Source organism: Pseudomonas sp. SDO5215_S409 (genome assembly GCF_054071325.1).
In genome coordinates this window covers 1-21,122 of record NZ_JBSVWN010000039.1, presented here as the reverse complement: position 1 = coordinate 21,122, position 21,122 = coordinate 1, and the positions used below count along the sequence as shown (strand labels likewise).

At 64.0% G+C, this 21,122-nt stretch carries 21 protein-coding genes; 12 read left to right on the top strand and 9 right to left on the bottom strand.

The genetic code is table 11. The annotated features are described in order from the left end of the window. Positions 1–34 precede the first annotated feature (34 nt). On the top strand, positions 35–922 hold the full coding sequence (locus ACW9H9_RS19305) for a lysophospholipid acyltransferase (protein WP_457344784.1): 888 nt from the start codon (positions 35–37) through the stop codon (positions 920–922). Positions 923–1,008: 86 nt separating this feature from the next. On the opposite strand, the gene ACW9H9_RS19300 is transcribed toward ACW9H9_RS19305, so the two are convergent. Genes ACW9H9_RS19300 through def form a run of 5 tightly spaced genes read right to left on the bottom strand, consistent with a single transcriptional unit; the run spans position 1,009 to position 5,579 of the window. After that, positions 1,009–1,320, bottom strand: coding sequence for a hypothetical protein (locus ACW9H9_RS19300; protein ID WP_457344783.1), 312 nt, complete (start codon positions 1,318–1,320; stop codon positions 1,009–1,011). A gap of 32 nt (positions 1,321–1,352) precedes the next feature. Further along, entirely contained in the window at positions 1,353–2,726 is a 1,374-nt protein-coding gene (gene trkA / locus ACW9H9_RS19295; protein WP_457344782.1) for a Trk system potassium transporter TrkA, read from the bottom strand. 22 nt (positions 2,727–2,748) lie between these two features. Beyond that, on the bottom strand, positions 2,749–4,059 hold the full coding sequence (gene rsmB, locus ACW9H9_RS19290) for a 16S rRNA (cytosine(967)-C(5))-methyltransferase RsmB (RefSeq protein ID WP_457344781.1): 1,311 nt from the start codon (positions 4,057–4,059) through the stop codon (positions 2,749–2,751). Beyond that, the gene (gene fmt / locus ACW9H9_RS19285; protein ID WP_457344780.1) at positions 4,056–5,015 is read right to left on the bottom strand and encodes a methionyl-tRNA formyltransferase; all 960 of its coding nucleotides are present in this window, start codon (positions 5,013–5,015) and stop codon (positions 4,056–4,058) included. Before fmt ends, rsmB begins: the two co-directional genes overlap by 4 nt. 57 nt (positions 5,016–5,072) lie before the next feature. Further along, entirely contained in the window at positions 5,073–5,579 is a 507-nt protein-coding gene (def, locus tag ACW9H9_RS19280) for a peptide deformylase (protein WP_457344779.1), read from the bottom strand. Between the two features lie 136 nt (positions 5,580–5,715). Here def and ACW9H9_RS19275 point away from each other — a divergent pair, with 136 nt between their 5' ends. The 3 genes from ACW9H9_RS19275 to ACW9H9_RS19265 all read left to right on the top strand — a co-directional run bounded on the left by ACW9H9_RS19275 (position 5,716) and on the right by ACW9H9_RS19265 (position 8,254). Then, on the top strand, positions 5,716–6,483 hold the full coding sequence (locus ACW9H9_RS19275; RefSeq protein WP_457344778.1) for a peptidoglycan-binding protein: 768 nt from the start codon (positions 5,716–5,718) through the stop codon (positions 6,481–6,483). Between the two features lie 63 nt (positions 6,484–6,546). Further along, on the top strand, positions 6,547–7,641 hold the full coding sequence (gene dprA, locus ACW9H9_RS19270) for a DNA-processing protein DprA (protein WP_457344777.1): 1,095 nt from the start codon (positions 6,547–6,549) through the stop codon (positions 7,639–7,641). 55 nt (positions 7,642–7,696) lie between these two features. Further along, the gene (locus ACW9H9_RS19265; protein WP_457344776.1) at positions 7,697–8,254 is read left to right on the top strand and encodes an L-threonylcarbamoyladenylate synthase; all 558 of its coding nucleotides are present in this window, start codon (positions 7,697–7,699) and stop codon (positions 8,252–8,254) included. Between the two features lie 60 nt (positions 8,255–8,314). Here ACW9H9_RS19265 and ACW9H9_RS19260 read toward each other — a convergent pair whose 3' ends face one another. Continuing rightward, a complete protein-coding gene (locus tag ACW9H9_RS19260; protein ID WP_457344775.1) occupies positions 8,315–9,292 on the bottom strand; it encodes an NADPH:quinone reductase in 978 nt (325 codons plus the stop codon). A gap of 157 nt (positions 9,293–9,449) precedes the next feature. On the opposite strand from ACW9H9_RS19260, the gene hemF reads away from it, so the two are divergent. After that, positions 9,450–10,382: an oxygen-dependent coproporphyrinogen oxidase gene (gene hemF, locus ACW9H9_RS19255; protein WP_457344774.1), complete on the top strand. Its 933-nt coding sequence runs from the start codon at positions 9,450–9,452 to the stop codon at positions 10,380–10,382. Beyond that, positions 10,382–11,206: a shikimate dehydrogenase gene (aroE, locus tag ACW9H9_RS19250; protein ID WP_457344773.1), complete on the top strand. Its 825-nt coding sequence runs from the start codon at positions 10,382–10,384 to the stop codon at positions 11,204–11,206. The genes hemF and aroE overlap by 1 nt, the downstream gene beginning before the upstream one ends. On the opposite strand, the gene ACW9H9_RS19245 is transcribed toward aroE, so the two are convergent. From ACW9H9_RS19245 to betC, 3 genes are all read right to left on the bottom strand, one after another. Beyond that, positions 11,203–12,765: a SulP family inorganic anion transporter gene (locus ACW9H9_RS19245; protein WP_457344772.1), complete on the bottom strand. Its 1,563-nt coding sequence runs from the start codon at positions 12,763–12,765 to the stop codon at positions 11,203–11,205. The two genes, aroE and ACW9H9_RS19245, sit on opposite strands and share 4 nt — an antisense overlap. 101 nt (positions 12,766–12,866) lie before the next feature. Continuing rightward, positions 12,867–13,784 carry a choline ABC transporter substrate-binding protein gene (gene choX / locus ACW9H9_RS19240; RefSeq protein WP_457344771.1) on the bottom strand — a complete coding sequence of 306 codons (918 nt, stop codon included), beginning with the start codon at positions 13,782–13,784 and terminating at the stop codon, positions 12,867–12,869. Positions 13,785–13,800: 16 nt separating this feature from the next. Then, positions 13,801–15,315 (bottom strand): choline-sulfatase, encoded by a 1,515-nt coding sequence (gene betC, locus ACW9H9_RS19235; RefSeq protein WP_457344770.1) that lies wholly within the window; start codon positions 15,313–15,315, stop codon positions 13,801–13,803. 103 nt (positions 15,316–15,418) lie between these two features. Here betC and ACW9H9_RS19230 point away from each other — a divergent pair, with 103 nt between their 5' ends. From ACW9H9_RS19230 to ACW9H9_RS19205, 6 genes are all read left to right on the top strand, one after another. Next, positions 15,419–16,369, top strand: a complete 951-nt coding sequence (locus ACW9H9_RS19230; RefSeq protein WP_457344769.1) for a choline sulfate utilization transcriptional regulator — start codon at positions 15,419–15,421, stop codon at positions 16,367–16,369. A gap of 31 nt (positions 16,370–16,400) precedes the next feature. Further along, positions 16,401–16,727: a DOPA 4,5-dioxygenase family protein gene (locus tag ACW9H9_RS19225; protein WP_457344768.1), complete on the top strand. Its 327-nt coding sequence runs from the start codon at positions 16,401–16,403 to the stop codon at positions 16,725–16,727. Between the two features lie 94 nt (positions 16,728–16,821). Beyond that, positions 16,822–17,772, top strand: a complete 951-nt coding sequence (locus tag ACW9H9_RS19220) for a 2-dehydro-3-deoxygalactonokinase (protein WP_457344767.1) — start codon at positions 16,822–16,824, stop codon at positions 17,770–17,772. A gap of 13 nt (positions 17,773–17,785) precedes the next feature. Next, a complete protein-coding gene (locus ACW9H9_RS19215; RefSeq protein ID WP_457344766.1) occupies positions 17,786–18,406 on the top strand; it encodes a 2-dehydro-3-deoxy-6-phosphogalactonate aldolase in 621 nt (206 codons plus the stop codon). A gap of 36 nt (positions 18,407–18,442) precedes the next feature. Continuing rightward, positions 18,443–19,591, top strand: a complete 1,149-nt coding sequence (dgoD, locus tag ACW9H9_RS19210; protein WP_457344765.1) for a galactonate dehydratase — start codon at positions 18,443–18,445, stop codon at positions 19,589–19,591. Positions 19,592–19,694: 103 nt separating this feature from the next. Continuing rightward, on the top strand, positions 19,695–21,005 hold the full coding sequence (locus ACW9H9_RS19205; protein ID WP_457344764.1) for an MFS transporter: 1,311 nt from the start codon (positions 19,695–19,697) through the stop codon (positions 21,003–21,005). Positions 21,006–21,122: the final 117 nt, after the last annotated feature.

Sequence of the window (21,122 nt, the reverse complement as noted above, 5' to 3'; positions counted from 1 at the left end):
CGCTTTGCGCACCACACACGATCAGGAGTGACCTGTGGAAAAGTTTAAAGGCGCCTTGCTGGTAGGCGCTCTCCGGTTGTTTGCCCTGCTGCCCTGGCGCGCCGTACAGGCCGTGGGCACGGCCATCGGCTGGATCATGTGGAAAACCCCCAACCGCTCGCGCGACACGGTGCGGATCAACCTGTTCAAGTGCTTTCCCGACATGGACCCGGCCGCCCGCGAGCGCCTGGTGGGCCAGAGCCTGATGGACATCGGCAAGTCCCTCACCGAAAGCGCCTGTGCGTGGATCTGGCCGGCCCAGCGTTCCATCGACCTGGTGCGCGAAGTCGAAGGCCTGGAGGTGCTGCACCAGGCCCTGGCCTCGGGTAAAGGTGTGGTCGGCATCACCAGCCACCTGGGCAACTGGGAAGTGCTCAACCACTTCTATTGCAGCCAGTGCAAACCGATCATTTTCTACCGCCCGCCCAAGCTCAAGGCGGTGGACGAACTGCTGCGCAAACAACGCGTGCAGTTGGGCAACCGCGTGGCGGCGTCGACCAAAGAAGGCATCCTGAGCGTGATCAAGGAAGTGCGCAAAGGCGGCCAGGTGGGCATTCCGGCAGACCCGGAGCCCGCTGAATCGGCCGGGATTTTCGTGCCGTTCTTTGCCACCCAGGCGCTCACCAGCAAGTTCGTGCCCAACATGCTGGCGGGCGGCAAGGCGGTCGGCGTGTTCCTGCATGCCCTGCGCTTGCCGGACGGTTCGGGTTACAAAGTGATCCTGGAAGCCGCGCCCGAGGGCATGTACAGCACCGACACCCAAACGTCCTGTGCGGCCATGAGCCAAGTGGTGGAACGCTACGTGGCCGCCTACCCGAGCCAGTACATGTGGAGCATGAAACGCTTCAAAAAGCGCCCGCCGGGCGAGGCGCGCTGGTACTGATTGCGCGCTGACCCCAGGCCTGTGGCGGCGGGCTGAAACACCGCGGTGTGTGCATCGCCGCCACGCCAGCCCCCACGGGGATTGCCTCAGGGCTGGCGGTCGAGTTTTTTCAAAAACACGGTCATTTCTTTTTCGGCTTGTTTGTCGCCGTGGGCCTGGGCCGCTTCCAGGCCCTGCTCCCACGCCAGGCGCGCCGCCTCACGATCGTCCAGGCCCAACAGCGCCTTGCCGAGCAGCTTCCACGCCGCCGAATACTTAGGGTCGAACACCACGCACTGGCGCAGATGTTCCGCCGCCCGGGCGTTGTCCTTCAGGTCCAGGTAACCCTTGCCCAAGCCAAAGCGCAGCAGCGCATTATCCACACCCTTGGCGAGCATCTTTTCCAGCGATTCCAACATCTTCCGCCCTCCCTCTGACACACGATCGCGGATCAGAAAAAGCTCAACCCCACGTGGAACAACTTCTCCACATCACGGATGTGCTTTTTATCCACAAGAAACAAAATCACATGGTCCCCGACGGCAATCACCGTGTCGTCACGCGCAATGATCACTTCTTCATCGCGGATGATCGCACCAATGGTCGTGCCCGGCGGCAGGCCGATGTCCCGAATGGCCTTGCCGATCACCTTGCTCGACTTCGCGTCGCCGTGGGCAATCGCCTCGATGGCCTCTGCCGCACCCCGGCGCAAGGAGTGCACGCTGACGATGTCGCCGCGCCGCACGTGGGCCAGCAGCGTGCCGATGGTCGCCAATTGCGGGCTGATGGCGATGTCGATGTCGCCGCCCTGGATCAGGTCCACGTACGCCGGGTTGTTGATGATGGTCATCACTTTTTTTGCCCCCAGCCGCTTGGCCAGCAGCGAGGACATGATGTTGGCCTCGTCATCGTTGGTCAGCGCCAGGAAGATATCCGCGTCGGCGATGTTTTCTTCCAGCAATAGGTCACGGTCCGAGGCGCTGCCTTGCAGTACGACAGTGCTGTCGAGGTTGTCGGACAGATACCGGCAGCGCGCCGGATTCATCTCGATGATCTTCACCTGGTAGCGGCTTTCAATCGCCTCGGCCAGCCGTTCGCCGATCTGCCCGCCCCCGGCGATCACGATGCGTTTGTAGTTCTCGTCCAGCCGACGCATTTCGCTCATCACCGCCCGAATATTGGCTTTGGCGGCGATGAAAAACACCTCGTCGTCCGCTTCGATCACCGTGTCGCCCTGGGGCAATATCGGCCGGTCGCGGCGGAAAATCGCGGCCACGCGCATTTCCACATTGGGGATGTGCTCGCGCAGCTGGCGCAGTTGCTGGCCCACCAGCGGCCCGCCGTAGTAGGCCTTCACGGCCACCAGTTGCGCCTTGCTGTCGGCAAAGTCGATCACCTGCAAGGCGCCGGGGATTTCGATCAGGCGCTTGATGTAGTGCGTCACCACCTGCTCGGGGCTGATCAGCACATCGACCGGAATCGCGTCGTTGTCGAACAGGCCCGCGCGGGTCAGGTAGGCGGCCTCGCGCACGCGAGCGATTTTGGTCGGGGTGTGGAACAGGGTGTGGGCGACCTGGCAGGCGACCATGTTGGTTTCGTCGCTGTTGGTCACGGCCACCAGCATGTCGGCATCGTCGGCACCGGCCTGGCGCAGCACGGTAGGAAACGAGGCATGACCTTGTACGGTGCGGATGTCCAGGCGGTCGCCCAAGTTACGCAGGCGCTCGCTGTCGGTGTCGACCACGGTGATGTCGTTGGCTTCGCTGGCCAAATGTTCGGCCAGCGTGCCACCGACCTGCCCTGCGCCGAGGATGATGATTTTCATCCGGTCACTCCCTTAAAACCGTTCAGCCGCGTGCGGCGGCGATCTTGATCAGTTTGGCGTAGTAAAAGCCATCGTGGCCGCCTTCCTGTGCCAGCAACTGGCGGCCATGCGGTTGCTTGAGGCCCGCCTGGGTGTCCAGGTCCAACTCCCGTGCACCGCTGGTGCGGGCCAGGAAGGCGGCGATCACTTCAGTGTTTTCCGTCGGCAAGGTCGAGCAGGTGGCGTAGAGCAAGATGCCGCCGACGGCCAGGGTTGGCCACATCGCGTCCAGCAGCTCGCCTTGCAGCGTCGCGAGCGCGGCGATGTCGTCGGGTTGGCGGGTGAGCTTGATGTCTGGGTGGCGGCGTATAACGCCAGTGGCCGAGCACGGCGCGTCCAGCAGGATGCGCTGGAACGGCTTGCCGTCCCACCAGGCGCCTGTGTCGCGGCCGTCGGCGGCGATCAGTTCAGCGTCCAGGCCCAGGCGCGCAAGGTTTTCCCGCACACGCACCAGGCGCTTGGCTTCAAGGTCCACGGCCACCACCCCGGCAAGGCCGGGCTCGGCCTCAAGGATGTGACAGGTCTTGCCGCCGGGCGCGCAGCAGGCGTCCAGCACCCGCTGGCCGGGGGCCAGGTCCAGCAGGTCGGCGGCCAGTTGTGCGGCTTCGTCCTGCACGCTGATCCAGCCCAGCGCAAAGCCCGGCAGGCTGCGCACGTCGGTGGCGGCGTCCAGCACGATGCCGTCGCGGCTATAGGTGCACGCGGCGGCGCCAATGCCTGCCTGCGTCAGCAGCGCGAGGTAAGCGTCGCGGTGGTGATGGCGGCGGTTGACCCGCAAAATCATCGGCGGGTGCGCATTGTTGGCGGCGGTGATGGCTTCCCACTGCTCAGGCCAGAACGCCTTGAGGGACTTTTGCAGCCAGCGCGGGTGCGCGGTGCGCACCACCGGGTCGCGCTCCAGCCCGGCCAACAGGGCTTCGCTTTCGCGCTGGGCGCGGCGCAGCACGGCGTTGAGCAAGGCTTTGGCCCAGGGTTTTTTCAGTTTGTCGGCGCATCCCACGGTTTCGCCGATGGCTGCGTGGGCCGGTACGCGGGTGTAAAGCAGTTGATAAAGGCCCACGAGCAGCAGCGCCTCCACATCCGCATCCGCTGCCTTGAACGGCTTTTGCAGCAGTTGCTCGGCCAGCGCCGACAAACGCGGCTGCCAGCGGGCGGTGCCAAAGGCCAGGTCCTGGGTGAAGCCACGGTCGCGGTCTTCTACCTTGTCCAACTGGGTCGGCAACGAACTGTTCAGCGAAGCCTTGCCGTTGAGCACGGCGGCCAGGGCCTTGGCGGCGGCCAGACGCGGGTTCATTGCGCGTCCACCGCTTGGCCGAGCACCAGGCCTTCGGCAAATTTCTCACGGCGGCTGTTGAACACATCGCTGAAGTTCAGCGCCTTGCCGCCGGGCAATTGCAGACGGGTCAGACGCAGTGCCTGTTCACCGCACGCCACCAGCAGGCCGTCTTTGCTGGCGCCGATGATTTCACCGGGGGCGCCTGTACCGTCGGCCAAGGTGGCGGCCAGGACTTTGACTGCTTCACCCTCAAGGGTGCTGTGGCAGATCGGCCACGGGTTGAAGGCGCGCACCCGGCGCTCCAGTTCGGCGGCCGGGAGGGTCCAGTCCAGGCGCGCTTCGTCCTTGTTCAACTTGTGGGCGTAGGTGGCCAGGCGGTCGTCCTGGACTTCGCCGTCCAGCGTGCCAGCGGCCAGGCCAGCGATGGCCTGCACGACGGCGGGCGGGCCCAGTTCGGCCAGGCGGTCGTGCAGGCTGCCGCCGGTGTCTTCGCCGGTAATGGGGGTGGTGACTTTGAGCAGCATCGGGCCGGTGTCCAGGCCCGCTTCCATGCGCATTACGGTCACGCCACTGGTCGCGTCGCCCGCTTCGACAGCGCGCTGGATCGGCGCCGCGCCCCGCCAGCGCGGCAGCAACGAGGCATGGCTGTTGATGCAGCCCAGGCGCGGAATGTCCAGCACCGCCTGGGGCAGGATCAGGCCGTAGGCCACCACCACCAGCAAGTCGGGTTTCAACGCGGCCAGTTCAGCTTGGGCGTCGGCGTTGCGCAGGGTCGGCGGCTGCAACACGGGAATGTGGTGCGCCAGGGCCAGTTGCTTGACCGGGCTTGGCATCAGTTTTTGCCCGCGCCCGGCCGGGCGATCCGGCTGGGTGTAGACCGCAACCAGCTCGTACGGGCTGGCCAGCAGCGCCTTGAGGTGTTCGGCGGCGAATTCGGGTGTACCGGCAAAAACGATGCGCAGGGGCTCGGTCATGGGAAACATCTCACAAAAGAAAAAGGCTTGCCGGAGCAAGCCTTTGAAAGAAGGGAATCAAGCTTGCTGGCGATGCTTCTTTTCCAGCTTCTTCTTGATGCGGTCGCGTTTAAGCGAGGACAGGTAATCAATGAACAGCTTGCCGTTGAGGTGGTCGCATTCGTGCTGGATGCACACCGCCAACAGGCCTTCGGCGATCAGTTCAAACGGCTTGCCGTCGCGGTCCAGGGCCTTGATTTTCACGTGCTGCGGACGGTCTACGTTCTCGTAGAAGTCCGGCACCGACAGGCAGCCTTCCTGGTATTGGCCCATTTCCTGGGTCAGGGACTCGAACTCGGGGTTGATAAACACCAGCGGCTCGGTGCGGTCTTCGGACAGGTCCATGACCACCACGCGCAGGTGCACGTTGACCTGGGTGGCCGCGAGGCCGATGCCGGGGGCCTCATACATTGTTTCAAACATGTCATCGACCAACTGACGAACCTTGTCGTCCACTACGGCCACCGGCTTGGCGATAGTGCGCAGGCGCGAGTCCGGGAATTCGAGGATGTTCAAAATAGCCATAAGCGTCATTGCTGCACATGTGAGGTAAAGACCAATCGGTGTCGGGACGGAACCCGTACAACCGGTGTGAAGGGCCTGCAAGCCGCGAAGGCGCAGGCGTTTCACGCGAACGCACATGATAAAGGAGATTCACCCCATGAGGAAATCGCTACTCGTCTTGCTGTGCGTGGCCCAGGCTGCCGCCGCCGATGCCCCGCCCACCCTGGATGGCCCCGCCCGCCAGGCCATTCACCGCTTCTTGTCGCTCAACCGCATTCTAGACACCCCGCAAGAACTGGATGGCGCGCCTTATATCGTCGCCGCTGCGGGAGGGCGCGTGCTCGGCACCGATGGCCAGCCGGTTTACGCACGCGGTGTGCTGGACCCGGCCCAGCCGGTCTACGGGATTTTCCGCCAGGGCAAGGTCTACACCGACCCGCACACCCAAGAGCTTTTGGGCATCAACGCCGACGACATCGGCACCGCCCGCTTTGTGACGGCGGGCGACCTCACCACCCTGAAGGCGGCGCGCATCACCCAGGAAATCCGCCCCGGCGACCGCCTGCTCAAGGCGTCGGCGGCTACAGATGTTGCAAATCTTGTCATTGAACCGCCCGCGCAGATCATCACCGGACGCATCATTGATGTGCCGCGTGGTGTGACACACATCGGTGTGCTGGACGCCGTGACCCTCGACAAAGGCCGCCGCGACGGCCTGCTGGAAGGCCATCTGCTGAACGTGATGAGCGCCGGGGAAACCGTGCAAGACCGCGTGGCAGACAGCTTGGCCAGCCTGCCCGATGAACACGCGGGCACGCTGTTGGTGTTTCGCACCTATGAAAAGCTCAGCTATGCGCTGGTCATCAGTGCCTCCCGCTCCCTGGCCGTCATGGACCGTTTTACGACGCCTGACCCCTCGCGATAAATAGTGTCCTAAACAAGTTACCAACAGAGTTATCCACAGCTTGTCCCGATCAAGGATGATCCAATGTCTCCGACTGACGGTTGCACAATTTCCCCCTCAGAACTGGAAGCTCGCCTACGCTTGCACAGGCTCCCGGAAATAGGACCCAAGGGTTTTCACACCTTGATCCAAGCGTTTGGTTGCGCCTCCAAAGCCCTCAGTGCACCTGCCAGTGCCTGGCGGTCCTTGGGGTTGAAGCTGGCCAGCAGCGAAGCCCGCCGCAGCCCGCAAGTGCGTGATGGCGCCAGCGCTGCATTGGCCTGGTTGAGCCGTCCGGCCCAGCATTTACTGATGTGGGACCACCCTGACTACCCCGCGCTGCTCGCCCAATTGCCGGACGCGCCGCCCCTGCTGTTTGTTGCCGGCGACCCCGGCGTTCTGGAAAAACCGCAACTGGCGATGGTAGGCAGTCGCCGGGCTTCGCGCCCGGGCATGGACACCGCCGCGGCGTTTTCCCGCAGCCTGGCGGGGGCCGGTTTTGTCATCACCAGTGGCCTCGCGCTGGGCATCGACGGGGCGGCTCATCAAGCGGCATTGGAGGTCGGTGGGCAAACAATCGGTGTGTTGGGCACCGGGCTTGAAAAACTTTATCCACAACGCAACCGACGCCTGGCCGAGGCCATGATCGACCAGGGCAGCGCGGTGGTTTCCGAATTCCCGCTGGACGCCCCGCCCCAGGCCAGCAATTTTCCGCGCCGCAACCGCATCATCAGTGGCCTGTCGTTGGGCGTGCTGGTGGTGGAGGCCAGCGTGGCCAGTGGTTCGCTGATCACCGCCAAGCTTGCCGCCGAGCAAGGCCGGGAGGTGTATGCCATCCCGGGCTCCATTCATCACCCGGGCGCCAGGGGGTGCCATCAGTTGATCCGCGAGGGCGCGACGCTGGTGGAAACCGTCGAGCACATTCTGGAAGGTTTGCGAGGTTGGCAGGCCTTGTCACGCCCGGCCCCGGTGGCGGTCACCCACCCCTTGGTGGCGCTGTTGCACGCGGCGCCGCACACCAGTGAAGGCTTGGCGATTGCCAGCGGGCGCCGCCTGGGCGAGGTACTGGCCAGCCTGACCGAACTGGAGCTTGCGGGTCGGGTGGCCTGCGAAAGTGGCCGCTGGTTTGCGCGCCGCTAGGTTTTGTAACGAAGATCGGTAAACTGCGCAGAGCTTTAAACCCGGAGAGTAAGCAATGGCCAACAGGTGGCGTGTGCAAGAAGCCGCACGAGATATTCGCGCAGGCGCGGTAATCGCCTATCCAACCGAGGCCGTGTGGGGCCTGGGTTGCGACCCGTGGGACGAGGAAGCCGTGGACCGCTTGCTGGCCATCAAGGGCCGCTCGGTGAGCAAAGGCCTGATCCTGATTGCCGACAACATCCGCCAGTTCGACTTTTTGTTTGAAGACTTCCCGGATGAATGGATCGACCGCATGGCCAGTACCTGGCCCGGGCCCAATACCTGGTTGGTGCCCCATCAGAACCTGTTGCCCGAGTGGGTTACCGGCGTGCACGACACGGTCGCCCTGCGCGTGACCGATCACCCGCTGGTACGCGATTTGTGTTCGTTGGTGGGGCCGTTGATCTCCACCTCGGCCAACCCGCAAGGCCGCCCGGCAGCGCGCACGCGGCTGCGGGTGGAGCAGTATTTCCGTGGCCAGGTCGACCGGGTGCTCAACGGCAACCTGGGCGGGCGCAAGAACCCGAGCCTGATCCGCGACCTGGCCACGGGCCAAGTCGTACGCCCGTCCTGAAGGCGGGCCCCGCTCCCCAGCACCGGTGGGAGCGGGCCTGCCCGCGATGCACCCCCGCCCTCAGGGCAGTAAAATCGTCGACCCGGTCGTACGCCGCGCCGCCAGCTCGGTTTGCGCGTGTGCCGCGTCTTTCAAGGCAAACCGCTGGTTGATATCAATGCGCAGCTTGCCGCTTTCGATCATTGCAAACAGATCGTCCGCCATGGCCTGCAAGTTCTGTGGGTTGTTGGCGTAGGACGCCAGTGTTGGCCGGGTGACGTACACCGAACCTTTCGCCGACAGAATCCCCAGGTTCACCCCGTTCACTGCGCCTGACGCATTGCCAAAACTCACCACCAGCCCGCGGGGCGCGACGCTGTCCAGGGAGGTCAGCCAGGTGTCTTTGCCGACGCCGTCGTACACCACAGGGCACTTCTTGCCGTCAGTCAGTTCCAGCACACGCTGTGCGACATTTTCCCGGCTGTAGTCGATGGTTTCCCAGGCGCCGAGGGATTTGGCCAGCTCGGCTTTTTGCGCCGAGCTCACGGTGCCGATCAGCTTGACGCCCAGGGCCTTGGCCCATTGGCACGCCAGCGAGCCCACGCCACCGGCTGCGGCATGAAACAGGATGGTTTCACCGCCTTTCAATTCATAGGTCTGGCGCAGCAGGTACTGCACGGTCAGGCCCTTGAGCATCGCCCCGGCGGCCTGCTCGAAGCTGATGCTGTCGGGCAGGTGCACCAGGTTGGCGGCGGGCAGCACATGCAGTTCGCTGTAGGCGCCCAATGGCCCGCTGCCATAGGCTACGCGGTCGCCGACCTTGAACTGGGTGACGTCGCTGCCCACCGCGTCGACCACGCCCGCCCCTTCTGCACCCAGGCCCGAGGGCAGGGCGGGTGGCGCGTACAGGCCGCTGCGAAAGTAGGTGTCGATGAAGTTCAGGCCGATGGCCTCGTTGCGCACGCGAACCTGTTGCGGTCCCGGTTGCGCCGGGGTGTAGTCCACATATTCAAGTACCTCGGGGCCGCCGTGGGCGCCGAACTGGATACGTTTGGCCATCTGCACTCTCCTTGGGTCAATGTCGCGAAGCCCTCTATCGGACTCCTTCGCTTGATCTTCGTCAACAGCGGTGGCGCCCGGTGCAGTGGTATCCTGTGCGCCCATTTGCCGGCGGCGCCGTGTGGCGACGCGCAGTTGTCCGATTCAAGGTGATGTCATGACTACCCGCACCGAGGCTGTAAAAGCCTATTTGCTCGACCTGCAAGACCGCATCTGCAGCGCCCTGGAAACTGTCGAGACGGACACTCGCTTTATCGAAGACGCCTGGACCCGCCCGGCGGGCGGCGGCGGTCGCACCCGGGTGATCGAGAACGGCTCGATCATCGAAAAGGGCGGCGTTAACTTTTCCCACGTATTTGGCAGCGGCCTCCCACCGTCCGCCAGCGCCCACCGCCCGGAACTGGCTGGCCGGGGCTTTGAAGCCCTTGGCGTGTCGCTGGTGATCCACCCGCACAACCCGCATGTGCCGACTTCCCACGCCAACGTGCGCTTTTTCATCGCCGAAAAAGACGGCGAAGAGGCGGTGTGGTGGTTCGGCGGCGGGTTCGACCTGACCCCGTATTACGGCCATGAAGAAGACTGCATCCACTGGCACCGCGTGGCCGAGCAGGCCTGTGCGCCGTTTGGCCCGGACGTGTACCCGCGCTACAAGGCCTGGTGCGACCGCTACTTCCACATCAAGCACCGCAACGAACCCCGGGGCGTGGGCGGGTTGTTTTTCGACGACCTGAACGAGTGGGACTTCGACACCTGCTTTGCCTTCATGCGCGCCATCGGCGATGCCTACATCGACGCCTACCTGCCCATCGTGCTGCGCCGCAAAGACGCCGCCTACACCGAGCAGCAGCGCCAATTCCAGGAATTTCGCCGGGGCCGCTACGTGGAGTTCAACCTGGTGTACGACCGCGGCACCCTGTTCGGCCTGCAATCGGGCGGCCGCACCGAGTCCATCCTGATGTCGCTGCCGCCCCAGGTGCGCTGGAGCTACGACTTCAAAGCCACGCCGGGCAGCGACGAAGCGCGCCTCACCGACTACTTCCTGCAAGACCGTGACTGGCTGGGCATCGCCGCGCCCCAGGCGGCCGTCTGATGGACCGTTATGTGGTATTCGGCAACCCCATCGGCCACAGCAAGTCGCCGCTGATCCACGGCCTGTTCGCGCAGCAGACCGGCGAGCAACTGGACTACAGCACCTTGCTCGCGCCGCTGGAGGATTTCACCGGCTGTGCCCGTGAGTTTTTTCAGCAGGGCCGTGGCGCCAACGTGACCGTGCCCTTCAAGGAAGAAGCCTTTCGCCTGGCCACAACGTTGACCGAGCGGGCCCAGCGCGCCGGTGCGGTGAACACCCTGAGCAAGCGCGCCGACGGCAGCCTGCTCGGCGACAACACCGACGGCGCGGGCCTGGTACGCGACCTGACGGTGAATGCCGGTTTCAGCCTGCAAGGCAAGCGCATCCTGCTGCTGGGCGCAGGTGGCGCAGTACGTGGCGCGCTGGAGCCGTTGCTGGGGCAAAAACCGGCGTCGCTGATCATCGCCAACCGCACCGTGGAAAAAGCCGAATTGCTCGCCGAGCTGTTTGACGATTTGGGCCCGGTGTCGGCCAGTGGTTTCGACTGGTTGCGTGAGCCGGTCGACCTGATCATCAACGCGACTTCGGCGAGCCTGTCAGGCGATGTACCGCCGATTGCGGGAAGCCTGATCGAGCCGGGCAAGACCTTTTGCTACGACATGATGTACGGCAAAGAGCCCACGGCGTTTTGCCGCTGGGCCACCAAGCAAGGCGCGGCCGTGGCGATGGATGGCCTGGGCATGTTGGTGGAGCAGGCGGCGGAAGCCTTTTACCTGTGGCGCGGTGTGCGCCCGGATTCGGCCCCCGTGCTGGCCGAACTGCGTCGCCAGTTGGCCCAGGCCTAGTCCTCGAAGTGGAGGGGGCAGCGGTCGGCCCCTTCCAGTTTTCTGAGTTCTTCGATGACCTGCGGCCTGGCCTTGCGCAACGTCAGGCTGCGCCCGGCACCCTGTAGCCGACGCGCTTCCTGGTGCAGCATTTCCACCCCCGAGTAATCGATAAAGTTGATCTGCTGCGCGTCAATCACCACCCGCGCACCCTGCAGGCGTTGCAGCTGCACTTGCAGGAAGTGGCTGGCGCCAAAAAAGATCGACCCCCACACCCGCAACACATCGTCTTCACCTTCGCGCCATTGCTGCACCCGGGGTTGGGAGGTGCGCTTGAGGTAGAGAAACAGCGACGCCAGCACCCCCGCGTAAATGGCGGTCTGCAACTCCAGCAGCAACGTGGCGACGCACGTCAGGCCCATCACTGCAAACTCCGCACGGCTCACCCGGAACAGCGCGCGAATGCCGCGGTGGTCCACCAACCCCCAGCAGATCAACAGGATGCTGGCGGCCATGCTCGGCAGGGGGATGTGGGCGATCAACGCCGCGCCAAACAGTGCGAACAACGCCACCCACAGTGCGGAAAATACCCCCGCCAACGGTGAGCAGGCGCCCGCCTCAACGCTCAACCCGGAGCGGGTGAAGGAACCGGCTGACAGGTAGCCGGAGAAAAATCCGCCGACGATGTTGGATAAACCCTGCGCGCGCACTTCCTGGTTGGCGTCGAGCAATTGTTGAGAGCGCGCCGACAACGAGCGGGCGATGGACAGGCTCGTCACCAGCCCCAGCATGCCCACCGCCACGGCGCTGGGCAGCAGGCGCAGCAACAGGTCCAGGTTCATCGGCAGCGGGCTGAACGGCGGCAACGTGCCGACAAACGCGCTGACTCGCGCCACATGCCCGAACATCGCTGGCCACACCCACGCTGCCAGGCTGCCCAGCGCCAGGGCAATCAGCAAGGTGGGCCAGCGTGGCACCAGCGCCTTGAGCACGATGCCCACCAGCAAGGTGCCCAGCCCCAGCAGCAACGAAGGGTGGTCCCACGCCCCGGCATGGTGGACCAGCGCCAGCACGCCATTGAGGGCCGTGGCTTCGCTGGGCAGGTCCAGCCCCAGCAGGTTGGGGAGCTGGCCCAGCGCAATCACCACCGCTGCGCCAAGGGTGAAGCCGAGCACCACCGAATGGGAGACGAAATTCACCAGGGCGCCGAAGCGCAACATCCCCAGCAGCCATTGGAAAACACCCGCCAGGCAGGTGAGCAACAGGATCAGGGTGATGTAGTCCTTCGAGCCCGGCACGGCCAGCGGGCTGACGCTGGCGTACAACACGATGGAAATCGCCGCCGTGGGCCCGCAGATCAGGTGCCACGACGAGCCCCACAGGCAGGCGACCAGCACCGGAATGATCGCAGCGTACAGGCCGTATTCCGGCGGCAGTCCGGCGATCAGCGCGTAGGCAATCGACTGCGGCAAGGCGAGCACGGCGCCGCTCAAGCCTACAACGGCGTCCCGCCCCACGCTGGCGCGGGTCTGGTGGGTGAGCCAACTGAGAAACGGGAAAAGTCGGTTAGACCTGCGCATGACAGACTCGGTCGAAGGTGTGTCTCGGGGTATACGCCAACCGCATGCGGCGGCGCGGGCGTGCCCGCGATGCTAACGCAGGCACGCCGCTTTCCACAGCATCAGAGCGTGGCTTTTACCGCGGGCAATGCATCCTGGCCGTCGCGGGTTTTCACGCCGTCCAGCCACTTCTCCAGTACGGCCGGGTTGGCCTGGATCCAGGCTTTGACGGCCTCGGCATTGCTGACTTTTTTGTTGAGCACCTCGGCCATGATGCTGTTCTCCATGTCCTGGGTAAAACTCAGATTGGTCAGCAGTTTTGCCACATTCGGGCAGGCCTGCGCGTACCCCTTGCGGGTCAGGGTGTACACGCTGCCGGTGTCGCCGAAGTACTGTTCCCCGCCCTTGAGGTAATGCATCTTCAATTGCACGTTCATCGGGTGCGGCGTCCAGCCCAGGAAGACCACGAAGCGCTGCTTTTTCACGGCCCGCGACACTTCGGCGAGCATCGCCTGTTCGCTGGACTCGATCAGCTTCCACTGGCCCAGGTTAAAGTCGTTTTTCTTGATGATCTCCTGCAACGACAGGTTGGCCGGTGCGCCGGAGCCGATGCCGTAGAGCTTTTTGTCGAACTTGTCGGCCAATGTGTGGAGGTCGGCAAAGTTATGTACACCCGCGTCCCATACGTAGTCGGGCACGGCCAGGGTGAACTCGGTGCCCTCCAGGTTTTTTGCCAGTTGCACGACATCGCCGTTGGCCACGAACTTGTCATAAAAGCCCTGCTGCGCGGGCATCCAGTTGCCCAGGAACACGTCCACCTGGCCGTCCTTGAGCCCGCCAAACGTGATCGGCACGGCCAGTGTGTCGACCTTGGGCGTGTAGCCCATGCCCGTCAGCAAAAAACCGGTGATGGCATTGGTGGCGGCAATGTCGCTCCAGCCCGGATCGGCCATTTTCACCGTGTCGCAGCTTTGCGCCGCCATCGCGCTGGCGCCGATCGACAGCAGCGCAATGCCCAGTCCCGTGGATAACTTTTGCATGGCCTTCCCCTCAGTTTTATTCGTGTTGGCAGGGTTGTGGATAACGTGCCTTGCGCTCCAGATCGTCGAGGTCGATGTGGTTGCGCATGTATTGCTGACTGGCGTCCACCAGCGGCTGGTGGTCCCAGCTCTTCAGCTTGCCGTGGGTCAGCGCCTCATGGACGAGGCGCCGGCGACGTTGGCTGGCGAGCACCTGTTGGTGGATCGCCGGGATGTTCCATTTGCGGCGGGCTTGCGCCAAAAACTCGTCGAACAGCTCGCGGTGTGACGGTGACTGGCTGAGGTCTTCCTGTTCGTGGGGGTCGCGGCTCACGTCGAACAATAGACACGGATCGTCTTCGCTGTAGATGAACTTGAACGCGCCCCGACGAATCATCATCAGCGGGCCCACGGTGCCTTCGGCCATGTACTCGCCGAACACTTCGTCGTGGCCGCCCTGCCCTTGCAGGTGCGGGACCAGCGAGCGACCGTCCAGCGGCAGGTCGGCCTCAAGCGTGCCACCGGCCAGTTCCACCAGCGTGGGCAACAGGTCGGCGGTGGAGACGCACGCCGCCACCCGGCCCGCCTTGAACTGCCCCGGCGCGCTGATCAGCAGCGGCACCCGGGCGGCCATCTCGAACCAGTGCATTTTGTACCAGAGGCCACGCTCGCCGAGCATGTCGCCGTGGTCGCCCGAGAAAATGACCAGGGTGTCGTCGGCCAGCCCCGTGTCTTCCAGGGTTTGCAGGAGTTTGCCGACGTTGCTGTCGATGTAACTGCATGCGCCGAAATACGCGCGGCGCGCGTCGCGGATTTTGTCCACCGGCAGCGGCTTGTCCCACAGGTCATACACCTTGAGCAGGCGTTGCGAGTGCGGGTCGAGGGAATGTTGTGGCGGTGTTGTAGGCAGCGGGATCTCACTGTCGTCGTACAGGTCCCAGAACGGCTTGGGAATGGTGTACGGGTCATGCGGGTGGGTCATCGACACGGTCAGGCAGAACGGCTGGTCGCCGGCTTCGCGGATGTGGTCAAACAAGTATTGCTGGGCCTTGAACACCACCTCTTCATCGAAATCCAGCTGGTTGGTGCGCACGCACGGCCCGGCTTGCAGCACCGACGACATGTTGTGATACCAGGAGGGCCGTACATCCGGCGCGTCCCAGTTCACCGCCCAGCCGTAGTCGGCGGGGTAGATGTCGCTGGTCAGGCGTTCTTCATAGCCGTGCAGTTGGTCGGGCCCGCAAAAATGCATCTTGCCCGACAGCGCCGTGCGATAGCCCAGGCGGCGCAGGTAGTGGGCATAGGTGGGGACGTCCGCAGGAAAATCCGCCGCGTTGTCGTAGGCGCCGATCTTGCTCGGCAGTTGCCCACTCACCAGGGTAAAGCGCGAGGGCGCACACAGCGGGCTGTTGCAGTAGGCGGCGTCGAACACCACGCCTTGGGCGGCGAGGCGGCTCAGGTTCGGCAGTTTGATGGGTGAGGCGCCGTAGAACGGCAGCAGCGGCGCGGCCATTTGATCGGCCATGATGAACAGAATGTGCTTGCGCTTCATGTGGACCTGGCGCTCCATAGGCGATGTTTATGCCAATGAGCATGCAGCCCGCTAAAACAGCGGTAAAGCCCATGAAATGCAATGTCTAGGATAAGCGCTGCTTATGTATGAATCCCTGGGTGGCTTGTCCCTCGACCCGTTGCGTGCGTTTGAGTCGGCGGCGCGCCATCGCAGCTTTACCGCCGCCGCAGTGGAGATGGGCACCACGCAACCGGCCATCAGCCAGCAGATCAAGCGCTTGGAGGAACAGCTCAAGGTCCGGCTGTTCGACCGCATCTACCGGGGCATCGAGTTGACCGACGCGGGCGCCCAATTGTTTGAACACGTGCAGGCCGGCCTGCACAGCATCAACGAAGGCCTGGGCGCCATTACCCAGCGCGACCCCCACGAAGTGTTGCAAGTGGCCACCGACTTCGCCTTTGCCGCCTATTGGCTGATGCCGCGCCTGCACCGCTTTCATGCCGCCAACCCGCAGGTGGACGTGAGCCTGGTGACCAGCGAGCGCGACCACGCCACATTGCGCAGTGACATCGATGTGGCGGTGCTGTTTGGCGACGGTCGCTTCAAGCAGGGCGACAGCCAGTGGCTGTTCAGCGAAGAAGCCTTCCCGGTGTGCAGCCCCCAATTGCTCGAAGGCCTGCCCTCGCCCCTGTCTGCCCAAAGCCTGCTGGCGTTGCCGCTGTTGCACTTGCGCCAGGAAACCACCCGCCAGTGGTTCGACTGGAGCGGCGTATTTCGCGAGCTGGGCATCACCACCACGCCCGCCCCCGGCCCCTTGCGTTTTGACAACTACACCCTGCTGATCCAGGCCGCTATCGCAGGCCAGGGCGTGGCCATTGGCTGGCGGCACCTGGTGGATCACCTGCTGGAGCAGCGGTGGCTGTGCCGCCCGATTGGCGACACGGTCATCTCCCGCTTTGGTTATTACGTGGTGCTGCCCCAGCGCAAACGCCGGGGCCAGTTGATCGAACGTTTCGTCGCCTGGCTGGTGGCGGAACAGGCCAGCAGCGCGCAATCGCTCACCGGTCTGGCCCTGCCGTCCATAGCGGTCTAGGATCTGCCGGATATTGGATCCGGAGTCTGTCATGCAACGTATCAAGGGCTATCACGCCCACATCTACTTCGACGCACACACCCTCGACCAGGCCCGCGAACTCTGTGAAGACGCGGCCAGACTCTTCCCCCTGCGCATGGGCCGCCTGCACGAACGCCCGGTGGGCCCGCACCCGGACTGGAGCTGCCAACTGGCCTTCGAGCCCGAATACATCGGCGTGGTCCTGCCGTGGCTGGCGCTCCATCGCAACGGCCTGGTGGTGTTCCTGCACCCCAATACCGGGGATGACTTGAAAGACCACACCGACTACGCGATCTGGATGGGGGCGATGCGGGAACTCAATCTTTCGATCTTTTAAATCCCTATATATGGGACTTGTATTTATATATTGAGACTTCGCCCGCCTTGGGTTTATATTCGCCCCATCCGCTCTAAACACTTCAGGTGAAGCGATGCAGGCGCAATTGATCGCGCTCGATTGGGGAACCAGTTCCCTGCGGGCTTATAAACTCGGCCCAGGCGGCGTGGTGCTCGAACGCCGCAGCCTGGCGTCGGGGATCATGCATTTGCCTACGCAGCCCCGGGAAATCGCGGGCATACCCTGTGCCAATGGTTTCGAGCTGGCCTTTGACACGGCCTGTGGCGACTGGCTCGACGCGCAACCGCACTTGCCGGTGATCGCGTGCGGCATGGTCGGCAGCGCCCAGGGCTGGAGCGAGGCGAGTTACCGCTATACCCCGGCCGATGTGGCCAGCCTGGGCCAGGCCCTGCACTCCGTCAGCAGTGTGCGCGGGACACTGGTGCACATTGTGCCGGGGGTGATCGAACACGTCGGCTTGCCCAACGTCATGCGCGGCGAAGAAACCCAGGTGCTCGGCGTGCTGCACGACCTGCCCCCCGGCGGCGAGCGGCTGATCGGGCTGCCCGGCAGCCATTCCAAATGGGTCGAGGTGGTGGAAGGCTGCATCACCCATTTCGACACCTTTATGACCGGCGAGCTGTTCGCCGTGCTCAGCCAGCACAGCCTGCTGGGCCGCACCCAGCGCCCCAGCGACGTCTTTAATGAAGCTGCGTTTGATCGCGGCGTGCAGGTGGCGCAGTCGGAGGATGGCCTGCGCGGGGTGCTCTCGACCCTGTTCAGCGCCCGCACCCTGGGCCTGACCGGCGAGCTGGCGCCCGAGGCGCAGGCCGATTATTTGTCCGGGCTGCTGATCGGCCATGAACTGGCCGGCCTGCCGGCAAACCGCGACCGCGACATCGTGCTGGTGGGCAACGCCGCGTTGTGCGCCCGCTACCAGCGTGCGCTGGCGCTGTGCGGCTTTGCCCACGTGACCCAAGCCCGCGAGGCCACCGAACGGGGCCTTTGGCAACTGGCCGTCGCGGCCGGGCTCGTCTACACCTGATTGGAGGCCTGAAATGCTCAAGCATGCGTTGAAACACAACGGTCTGATCGCGATCCTGCGGGGCCTGCGCCCCAGCGAGGCACAGGCCATCGGCCAGGTGCTGTACCAGGCGGGGTTTCGTGTGATCGAAGTGCCGCTCAATTCGCCAGACCCCTACACCAGCATCCGCCTGCTGCGCGACAGCCTGCCCGCCGATTGCCTGATCGGCGCGGGCACGGTCCTTGCGCCCGAGCAGGTCGAGCAGGTGAAAGCGGCGGGCGGCCAGGTGATCGTCATGCCCCACAGCGACCCTGCGGTGCTGCGCGCAGCTAAAGCGGCCGGCCTGTACCTGTCGCCGGGCGTGGCCACGCCCACCGAAGCGTTTGCCGCGTTGGCCGAGGGCGCCGATGTGCTCAAGTTGTTTCCGGCCGAGCAGATGGGCCCGGCGGTGATCAAGGCCTGGCTGGCGGTCTTGCCGGCAGGCACGTTGTTGCTGCCGGTGGGCGGCATCACGCCGGACAACATGCAGGTGTTCGCCAGTGCCGGGGCCAAAGGTTTTGGCCTGGGCTCTGGATTGTTCACGCCGGGCATGAGCGCCGAGCAGGTGGCAAGCCGTGCGAAGGATTATGTGGCGGCGTGGAACGCGTTGGCCTGACCTCTAAAAGCGTGCATCTATAAGAGAGACAAGAAGATGAAAATCACCCGACTGACCACCTTCATCGTCCCGCCCCGCTGGTGCTTTCTCAAAGTCGAAACCGACCAGGGCGTGACCGGCTGGGGAGAGCCTGTGGTCGAGGGCCGCGCCCACACCGTGGCGGCGGCGGTCGAGGAATTGTCCGACTACCTGATCGGCAAAGACCCGCGCAACATCGAAGACATCTGGACCGTGCTGTACCGTGGCGGTTTCTACCGCGGCGGCGCGATTCACATGAGCGCGCTGGCTGGTATCGACCAGGCCCTGTGGGACATCAAGGGCAAGGCGTTGGGGGTGTCGGTGAGCGATCTGCTCGGCGGCCAGGTGCGCGACAAGATCCGCGTGTACTCCTGGATCGGCGGCGACCGCCCGGCCGACACCGCCCGCGCCGCCAAAGACGCAGTGGCCCGGGGGTTCACGGCGGTCAAAATGAACGGCACCGAAGAGCTGCAATTTCTCGACAGCTTTGAAAAAGTCGACCTGGCCCTGGCCAACGTCGCCGCCGTGCGTGATGCGGTCGGCCCCCACGTGGGCATTGGCGTGGACTTTCATGGCCGGGTGCACAAGCCCATGGCCAAGGTGCTGATGAAAGAACTCGACCCCTACAAACTGATGTTTATCGAAGAGCCGGTGTTGAGTGAAAACTACGAAGCGCTCAAGGAACTCGCGCCGCTGACCAGCACCCCGATCGCCCTGGGCGAACGCCTGTTCTCGCGCTGGGATTTCAAGCGCGTGCTCAGCGAAGGGTACGTGGACATCATTCAGCCCGACGCCTCCCACGCGGGCGGCATCACCGAAACCCGCAAGATCGCCAACATGGCCGAAGCCTACGACGTGGCTCTGGCCCTGCACTGCCCGCTCGGCCCGATTGCCCTGGCGGCGTGTTTGCAACTGGACGCGGTTTGCTACAACGCGTTTATCCAGGAGCAGAGCCTGGGCATTCACTACAACGAGAGCAACGACCTGCTCGACTACGTGCGCGACCCGGGCGTGTTCGACTATGACCAGGGCTTTGTGAAGATCCCCAACGGGCCGGGGCTGGGCATCGAGATCAACGAAGCATACGTGACCGAACGCGCCGCCATCGGCCATCGCTGGCGCAACCCGGTCTGGCGCCATGCCGACGGCAGCTTTGCCGAGTGGTAAGCCCCGCCCTGCCTGACGGCACGCACGCCATGTAGGTGCAGGCGCTCCTGCGCCTGCATGGGCCGCCTCCGGCCCTTCATAAGCATAAGAAGAGGCAACCGCCATGCACCCTGAATCCGTCACCGGGCAGGCATCTTTCGTCACGCCCAGCAGAAAGCGTTATTTCATCATGGTGCTGCTGTTCATCACCGTGGTGATCAACTACCTGGACCGCAGCAACCTCTCCATCGCCGCCCCCGCGCTCACCCGTGAACTGGGCATCGACCCGGTGCACGTCGGGCTGGTTTTCTCGGCGTTCGGCTGGACCTACGCGGCCATGCAAATCCCCGGTGGCTGGCTGGTGGACCGCGTCCCGCCGCGCATCCTTTACGCGGCTGCGCTGTTGTTGTGGTCCATCGCCACCGTGATGCTCGGCTTTGCTGCCAGCTTTATCGCGCTGTTCGTGCTGCGCATGGCCGTGGGCGCGCTGGAAGCCCCGGCGTACCCGATCAACAGCCGGGTGGTCACAAGCTGGTTTCCCGAGCGCGAGCGGGCCACCGCCATTGGTTTTTACACCTCCGGGCAATTCGTCGGGCTGGCCTTCCTGACCCCGGCGCTGGCCTGGTTGCAGCACCAGTACGGCTGGCACATGGTGTTTGTCAGCACCGGTGTGGTGGGCATCGTGTGGGCGATCATCTGGTACGCCGTGTACCGCGAGCCGCGTGACTTCAAGGGCGTCAACGCCGCCGAAATCGAGCTGATCCGCACAGGTGGCGGGCTGGTGGACTTGCAAGCCCAGACCGCCACGCGCAAGGCGCCGTTCAGTTGGGTGGACCTGGGGGTGGTGCTGAGCAGGCGCAAACTCTGGGGCATCTACCTGGGCCAGTTTTGCCTGAACTCCACGCTGTGGTTTTTCTTGACGTGGTTTCCCACCTACCTGGTGAATTATCGCGGCATGGACTTCATCAAATCCGGCCTGCTGGCGTCACTGCCGTTTCTCGCCGCCTTTGTGGGCGTGCTGTGTTCGGGGCTGTTTTCCGACTGGCTGATTCGCCGGGGTGCGTCGGTGGGGTTTGCGCGCAAATTGCCGATCATTGGCGGGTTGTTGATTTCCACGGCGATCATCGGCGCCAACTTCGTCGAGTCCACCCCGCTGGTGATCGCGTTTATGGCGCTGGCGTTTTTTGGCAACGGGCTGGCGTCGATCACCTGGTCCCTGGTGTCCACCCTGGCGCCCGCCCGGCTGTTGGGGCTGACCGGCGGGGTGTTCAATTTCATCGGCAATTTATCGGCGATCACCACGCCCCTCGTCATCGGCTTTCTGGCCAGTGGCGATTCGTTTGCACCGGCCATCACCTACATCGCCGTGCTCGCGCTGATCGGCGCGCTGTCTTATGTGTTGCTGGTGGGTAAGGTGGAGCGCATTGAGCTGTAGCGCCTGGCCATAGGTTGATGCGATCTAACCTGGCGGTAATGACCTGCTGTTCGTCGAGGGTATGTGCAATGCGAAAAATGATAGGCTTGAGGCTTCGATTCGGCTGTATAAGGACAT